At 67.9% G+C, this 6,682-nt stretch carries 9 protein-coding genes; 5 read left to right on the top strand and 4 right to left on the bottom strand.

Annotation, left to right across the window (positions count from 1 at the left end; genetic code table 11):
• The first annotated feature begins 146 nt into the window (after window positions 1–146).
• Both ACLN58_RS15665 and ACLN58_RS15660 read left to right on the top strand, forming a co-directional pair.
• A complete protein-coding gene (locus ACLN58_RS15665; protein WP_415856185.1) occupies window positions 147–1,283 on the top strand; it encodes a WD40/YVTN/BNR-like repeat-containing protein in 1,137 nt (378 codons plus the stop codon).
• A gap of 21 nt (window positions 1,284–1,304) precedes the next feature.
• On the top strand, window positions 1,305–1,571 hold the full coding sequence (locus ACLN58_RS15660) for a MoaD/ThiS family protein (protein ID WP_415856186.1): 267 nt from the start codon (window positions 1,305–1,307) through the stop codon (window positions 1,569–1,571).
• Window positions 1,572–1,636: 65 nt separating this feature from the next.
• On the opposite strand, the gene ACLN58_RS15655 is transcribed toward ACLN58_RS15660, so the two are convergent.
• Window positions 1,637–1,879, bottom strand: coding sequence for a hypothetical protein (locus ACLN58_RS15655; protein ID WP_415856184.1), 243 nt, complete (start codon window positions 1,877–1,879; stop codon window positions 1,637–1,639).
• A 334-nt stretch (window positions 1,880–2,213) separates the two neighbouring features.
• Here ACLN58_RS15655 and ACLN58_RS15650 point away from each other — a divergent pair, with 334 nt between their 5' ends.
• The 3 genes from ACLN58_RS15650 to ACLN58_RS15640 all read left to right on the top strand — a co-directional run bounded on the left by ACLN58_RS15650 (window position 2,214) and on the right by ACLN58_RS15640 (window position 4,268).
• Entirely contained in the window at window positions 2,214–2,402 is a 189-nt protein-coding gene (locus tag ACLN58_RS15650) for a YegP family protein (protein ID WP_415856183.1), read from the top strand.
• 96 nt (window positions 2,403–2,498) lie between these two features.
• A complete protein-coding gene (locus ACLN58_RS15645) occupies window positions 2,499–3,716 on the top strand; it encodes a transcriptional regulator (protein WP_415856182.1) in 1,218 nt (405 codons plus the stop codon).
• 117 nt (window positions 3,717–3,833) lie between these two features.
• Window positions 3,834–4,268 (top strand): VOC family protein, encoded by a 435-nt coding sequence (locus ACLN58_RS15640; RefSeq protein WP_415856181.1) that lies wholly within the window; start codon window positions 3,834–3,836, stop codon window positions 4,266–4,268.
• A gap of 59 nt (window positions 4,269–4,327) precedes the next feature.
• Here the strand turns inward: ACLN58_RS15640 and ACLN58_RS15635 are convergent, their stop codons facing one another.
• Genes ACLN58_RS15635 through ACLN58_RS15625 form a run of 3 tightly spaced genes read right to left on the bottom strand, consistent with a single transcriptional unit; the run spans window position 4,328 to window position 6,226 of the window.
• Entirely contained in the window at window positions 4,328–4,765 is a 438-nt protein-coding gene (locus ACLN58_RS15635) for a hypothetical protein (RefSeq protein WP_415856180.1), read from the bottom strand.
• Complete coding sequence (locus tag ACLN58_RS15630; RefSeq protein ID WP_415856179.1) at window positions 4,758–5,744, bottom strand: hypothetical protein; 987 nt, start codon at window positions 5,742–5,744, stop codon at window positions 4,758–4,760. The genes ACLN58_RS15635 and ACLN58_RS15630 overlap by 8 nt, the downstream gene beginning before the upstream one ends.
• Window positions 5,741–6,226 (bottom strand): hypothetical protein, encoded by a 486-nt coding sequence (locus ACLN58_RS15625; RefSeq protein WP_415856178.1) that lies wholly within the window; start codon window positions 6,224–6,226, stop codon window positions 5,741–5,743. The genes ACLN58_RS15630 and ACLN58_RS15625 overlap by 4 nt, the downstream gene beginning before the upstream one ends.
• Window positions 6,227–6,682: the final 456 nt, after the last annotated feature.

The following is a 6,682-nucleotide window of genomic DNA, read 5'->3' as shown; positions in this document are numbered from 1 at the left end:
CTTGCGAGCCGCTCTCTCGGTCTCTAGTCGTTTAGCCTAGACAAGCCCAGCCCGTTTGACCAGCACTCCGGGTCAAGAATTCGGGAGTGGGCTCCCGCCGGGGCAAACCCTTGTCCTGCTGGCGGATGACGTGCTCGGATAGGCAGATGGACACCCCTGCTTATCTCTTGGCCATTGGCACGAAGAAGGGCCTCTGGCTGGCGCTCAGCCACGATCGCCGTACATGGCAGCTCTCGGAGCCACATTTCCTCATGCAGGAGATCCCTGCGATCGGCATCGACACGCGCGGCGGGCGCAACCGGCTCCTCGTCGGAGTGCGGTCGGAGCACTTTGGGCCAACCGTCGTGCATTCCGACGATCTCGGTGCGACCTGGGTCGAGCCGGACCGGGCCTCGATCGCTTTCGCGGAAGGCGACGGCGCCGCCGTCGAACGTATTTGGCAGATCTTGCCGGACGCCGAAAGTCGCCCCGGCGTGGTGTGGGCCGGGGTCCAGCCGATCTCGGTCTGGAAGTCCACGGATGGAGGCGAGACGTTCACGCTCAACCGCGCCCTCTGGGAGCACCCGGACAAGAGCGACTGGGGTGCGGGCTTCGGGGGCGCCGCGGCCCACTCGATTGTGCCGGATCCGCGCGACGAGCAGCTCGTGCACATCGCGATGAGTACGGGCGGGGTCTACCGGACGCGCGACCGCGGCGAGAGCTGGCAGCGCTCGAGCAAGGGCATCTCGGCGTACTTCCTCCCGGATCCCGAGCCCGAGGTGGGCCAATGCGTCCACAAGATCGCGGCCGACTCGGAGGGCCGCCTGTACGCCCAGAACCATCGCGGCGTATTCCGGAGCGACGATCAGGGCGAGCAGTGGGTTTCGATTGCGGACGGACTGCCGGCGGACTTCGGCTTTGTGATGCTGACTCATCCTCGTCGCAGCGGGACGGCGTGGGTCGTCCCGCTCGTCTCCGACTATGAGCGCATCGCGCCGGAGGGGCACCTCGCGGTCCATCGCACGGACGACGCCGGCGAGACGTGGCGGCGTTTCGACGACGGCCTCCCGGCCCGCGACTACAACGTAGTGCTGCGTGATGCTGCGTGCGTCGACGCCGGCGATCCCGCGGGCGTGTACTTCGGCACGCGCGGCGGATCGGTGTACGCGAGCCCCGACGAGGGCGAATCGTTCGTCGAGGTGGCCTCGCGCCTCCCGGACATCCTGTGCGTCCGGGCCGTGGTGCTCAACGGCGCGTTCCCAGAAGCGGAACAGACGACGGCAGATCAGATGACTGGGGGCTGAGCTATGGCGCACAGCGTGACCGTGGTCTTGCCACAGATTCTTGCGGACGTCGCCGGCGGGCGCACGGAGCTCGCCCTTGCGGACGTCGGCTCCGTGCGCGCGGCCCTGGACAGCATGGCCGGCCCGTATCCGATTCTTGCTCGAAGGCTTCGTGACGAGACGGGCCGGCTCAGGCGCTATGTGAACGTGTACGTGGACGGTGAGGATGTGCGGCGTGGAGATGGGCTGGATACGGTGCTTGCCGACGGACAGGAGATCCTGGTGATTCAGTCCGTCGCGGGCGGCTAGGTCGGGCGGTTAGGTCGGGCGGTTAGGTCGGGCATGTAGGTCAGGCGGCTCGGTCAGGCGGCTAGTCAGGCGACGAGATCGCGCCCCCTGAACGTGACGTCCGCCTGGACCTGCCAGAGGGAGAAGTCTTCCTCCTGGATGGCGCGGCGGTAGTGGGTGTCCTCGTCTCGGATCCAGACGAGGCCGATGCCTGGCGCTGTATCGTAGACGGTCCCCCGGAGGACAGTGACTCCGCTGCGGGCTTCGATGAGGTCCCCGCGGCGGAGTTCGCTGAGCTTCCGGATGCGGCGGTGGGTCTCGCTGGTCATCAGGTGCTCCTTACGCGTCAGTGGTGTTCCGACCTCATCCAGTCTTCTAGGCCGTTGTTACCGACCGGTTTCTGTGCGATGAGGGGCCCGTAAGGTCTGCAGGACGGAGCCGTTTCCGCGCGTCAGCGGTGTAATGCAGCTCACGCTGTGAGGGGTTCGTGGGCGGACCGCGCGTTAAGTGCATGTTAAATCCCGTGTCACAACACGAAAATTTGTCTCCCAAATGCAAAGAACTCGTTGGTAGGGCTGTCGCCCCTTCGCGCGGCACGATACGGTCACAAATGAGCCGCCAAGTCCGGGGCTCGCAACTCTCGGTCTGGCAAAGGGGCGTGCCGTGGCAGCAAGATTTGAAGTTCTCAAGGACGAAGCGCGGCTCTACCGAGTCCAGCTCCGCTCGGCCGAGGGCATTGTCGTGGCGATCGCGCAGGGGCTGCAGTCCCTCGACGCGGTCAAGCACGTCATCGCGTCGGTCCGCGAGAGCGCGGCAATGGGGCTCGTGGTGGACCTGACGCAGCCCATCTGACGGAACCCCTCTGACGCAACGTCGGTGCAACGTTCGGCGGGGCCTCGTCCGGACGGCGCGCGTACACTGTGAGGCACGGCACACATAAGGGAGTGGGTGGACGTGCGGACGGAGCAGCTGGCGCGCGCTGAGCACGAGGCCCCGCGGAGGGTTGTCGAGGATTCGTGGAGGCGCTCTTTCCGGGCCCACCCGCGCCGCGAAGATGCGGCTGTCTCCAGCGTCCTCGCCGAGGACGAACTGCGGAGCTATCGCGAGGCCCACATCCTTGCGCCGGTCATGCCCCTCATCTCCGAGCTGCTCGTGAGGGCCGCGGCCGAGGCCGGAACCGTGGTCGCGGTGGGCGACGCGGGCGGACGGCTCCTGTGGATCGACGGCGACGCGAGCGTGCGCCGCCGGGCGGAGCGCATGGCTTTTCTCGAGGGCGCCGATTGGTCCGAAAGCAGCATCGGCACGAGCGCGCCGGGGACCGCGCTCGCGACGGGTGGCGCCGTCCAGATCGCCGGGCGCGAACACTTCAGCCCGCTCGTCGAAGACTTCTCGTGTACCGCGGTTCCCATCCGGGATCCGTACTCCGGCGAGCCGGTCGGCGTCGTCGACCTCACGGGCGGCGACCAGGCGGTCGCGGGCTACGCACTGCCATTCGTGCAGGCGGCGGTGGCCGCCGCCGAGGAGCGGCTTCGCACGCTCGCCGCGGTCGCGCGCCCGAGGCGGCGCCCGTCGTCGTGCGTTTCTCCCGCCGTGCTCTCGGTGACGGGCCGCGATCAGGGCGTGCTGCGCTGCGGGGACAGGACACTCAGCCTCTCGGTGCGTCACTCCGAGATCCTCGTGCTCCTCGCCGGGAACCCGCGCGGCCTCTCCGCCGAGGAACTGGCCGACCGTCTCTACGATCAGCCCGTGCCCGCCGTGACGTTGCGCGCGGAGCTCGTGCGGCTGCGCCGCGTGCTCGACGGGTTCGGCGCCGGGGTGGTGCTCGCATCGCGGCCGTACCGGGTCGAGGGGCTCGAGGTCGACTCGATGCACGCGCTCGCCCAGCTTGAGCGCGGCTCGCATCGGCTCGCGCTCAACTCCTACGGCGGCCAGATCCTGCCGCGCTCCGAGGCGCCGGCCATCACCGAGCTGCGCGACGAGCTCTCCGCGACGCTTCGGGAGGCGGTCGTGGGGAGCGCGGGCGTCGACGTGCTCATGAGCTATCTGCAGCTTCCCGAGGCCGCGGACGACGCCGAAGCCTGGCAGACGGCGCTCCGCCTCCTTCCGCCTCGGTCACCACGGCGAGCGGCCGTCGTGGCGCACCTCGAGCGGCTCCTCGGCGCCTGATCGGGGTCCGCGCGAACCGCGCGCTGCGGCCTCTGGAATTTTGTCGGTGCCCGACCGTAGGCTCCAAGAGTCGGAGGTTCACCGACCCTTGGCAAACCGGCTATGAGGAGATGCGCCATGCCCACGATCCTGAATCCCTACATCAGCTTCAAGGACAACGCCCGCGAGGCTATGACGTTCTATCAGACGGTTCTCGGCGGCAAGCTCGACGTCTCGACGTTCGACGATTTCCACGCCGCGCAGGACCCGTCCGAGGGTCCGCTCGTCATGCACTCGCAACTCAACACCCCGAACGGGCTCACGCTCATGGCATCGGACACCCCGTCCCGCATGGACTACACGCCCGGGACCAACTTCTCGATCTCGCTGAGCGGCGAGGACGAGGCGGAGCTTCGCGGCTACTGGGACAAGCTCACGGACGGCGCGACCGTCACGATGCCGCTCGAGAAGGCCATGTGGGGCGACACGTTCGGCATGCTCGTGGACAAGTTCGGCGTCGCGTGGCTCGTCAACATCAACGGCGGGGCGGCCGAGGGCGCGCCGCAGGCCTGATCTGGCCCTGCTGGATCCGGCCCTGCCTGATCCAGCGCGACGAGGCGCTCACCGAGCGGTCAGTGGACTTCCCGCTGCTTGGTGAGCGTCTCGTCGATGATGTTCCGGATCTCGAGGAGCGTCTCGGGGGAGAGGTCGCTCGTGAGGGAGCGGGCCGCAAAGCTCTTGACCTCGGCCTCGCGCATGGCGCGCAGGAGGTCGAGTTGCGCGGCAACCCGGTTCGGCGTCTCCGCATCTGCCTCGGTGAGGAAGCCTGCCGGAACCCCGAAGAAGTCTGCGAGGGCGCCGAGCAGGTCCGTGTCTGGGGTCATGGGGCCGGTTCCCGCGCGCATGTAGTGCCAGCGCTGGCGCGAGATGTGGAGACCGCGGTCCTCGACGGCCTTCTTGATGTCGGGGAACGTGTAGCGGTCACCCCTCTCCGCCTCCACGACATCGAGGAGCGTGTTGAGGCGCTCGGCCAGAATCTCCTCGGGTCTCCGGGGTTCAACATCAGGCATAGAGGGTTCCCTCCGACTTCTCGACAAGCTTGGATTCTGAGGCGTTCAGCAGCGTCCCGCCGGCGGCGAGGTTGCTGTCCAGGATTTCTACCAGAGTGCGATGCAGCCGTGCCCTGGGGTCTTTGCTGAGCACTCCCTTGAGAGGCACGGACACCGAGTCTATGACGACGCTTGCGTTGGCCGTGCGGCTCCAGAGGCGGTGCAGGCGCAGCAAGTGGTACCGCTCGGAGACCTGCCACGCGGCGACTCGCCCCGACATGGCGGGGAGCATGAGGCCGAAGGCGAGGAACAGGCCGGCGATTCCGGTGAGCGTCTCGAAAGCGTTCTGCAGGAGCGGCTCGTAGTCGAGACCGACGAACGTGAGCACCACGACCTGGCGCAGGATCTTGGCGGTGAGGCCCACGACCGCCAGCCCGCAACCCACCGCGACCGAGCCGAAGCCCGCCCGGAAAAGGCCCGAGGCCATCTGCGGGAGGTACCGCACGCACACGGCGGCGATCTCGATCGAGACGACGATCATGTACAGGCACAGCGTCGCCATGAACACGAAGACGCCCGCGTCGCTCTGCGCACCCGGATCGATCGGTGATTGCTCGGGGCTCGGCGAGATGGAGACGGCCCCGACGAGCGCCGCGCAGCCGAAGGCCACGCAATAGGCGGTGATGGCCGCCGTCGTCTGCAGGAGGCCGCGCCGCAGCACGGGTTCCTGGTCCTGGGGGGCAACCACGGCCTTGACGATGGCGGAGCGGAAGAGACCCAAGGCCAGCATGCTCAGGGCGCCGGCCACGAGCGTCGAGGATCCGGGACCGCCGAGCGCCGCGTCGAAGGTGGGGGCGACGGATGGATAGTTGATCGTCGTCGCGATGGCCGCGGGGAGGGCCACGAAGAACATGAGGTCGCCGCGGTGACGCAGGCACGGACCCAGGCGGGACAGCACGAGGAGCCACAGCGCGATGAGCGAGGCGAGGACCGGTGTCATCCGAACACGCCCCTGAAGTTTCCGGGCTCGACGCGGCCGGCGCGCCGCGTGCGGGCCAAGGCCCCGGCGAAGAGATCGGCGAGCGACTCGGCCACGATCTCCGGTTCGGACTGGCGCTTGCACCGCGCGAGGCAGCGCGACACCATGGCCGGATTGAGGTCCGGAAGGAGGGACGCGAGGTGATCCTCGCTGCCCATGAGCCGCTCGTGATTGAGGGCCATATGGGCGAACTCGTGCAGGATGATCTGCTCGCGGTGCAGGGCCGAGGCGGTCTCCGCGTGCAGGATGAGGTCCGTCGAGGGGAGCGAGAACCAGAGGCCGGAGATCTGGTCGCGGCCGAGGTGGCTGACCGACCGCACCACGATTTCCTTGCCGCGATCTTCTTCGAGGAGTTGGCGCAACGAGTCGAGGGTGAGCTCGTTGGGAACGTCGAGGGCACGGAAAGCGGCGGCCGCCTGCTCGCGCAGTTCGTCCATGTCCATGCCGCGCTCCTGACGATAGTTCGAGCGGACTCCCCGCATAGAATAGCAGGCCTTTGACGTGTCCATTCGGGTGGTAAACGCGCGAGTGCGGTGTCGCGCGCGCGGCATCGATACCAGCCTCTCGGATACAGGAATAGACAGGCCCCCCGACCGCTCAGTAAGGTTCTCCCGTGTCGGTTTTTTGGCCGGCACTCTTTCGGCTGCATCCCCCTAGGCTGACCAGTGATCAAACGGTTATGGCAGTTCCCCGCTGTCATCGGAGGTACCGCCCTGCTGACTTTTTGCGGGGTGAGCGCCCTCCAGGCGAGCATCAACGCGCCGCTCCATGCTTTCGGCGCGGTCGTCGAGGCCGCCCGCGCGAGCGCCTCCGCGAGTCTTTCGCCGACCCTTGTGGCCGCCGCGCCCATTCAGAAAGTCGGCGGTTCGGACGCCTTGGCGACCCCGGGCACGCCGCAG

Origin of the sequence: Sinomonas sp. G460-2 (assembly GCF_047759905.1) — a bacterium.
Lineage (GTDB): Bacteria > Actinomycetota > Actinomycetes > Actinomycetales > Micrococcaceae > Sinomonas.
The sequence above is the reverse complement of the archived record's forward strand: the minus strand, read 5'-3'. Positions and strand labels throughout refer to the sequence as shown.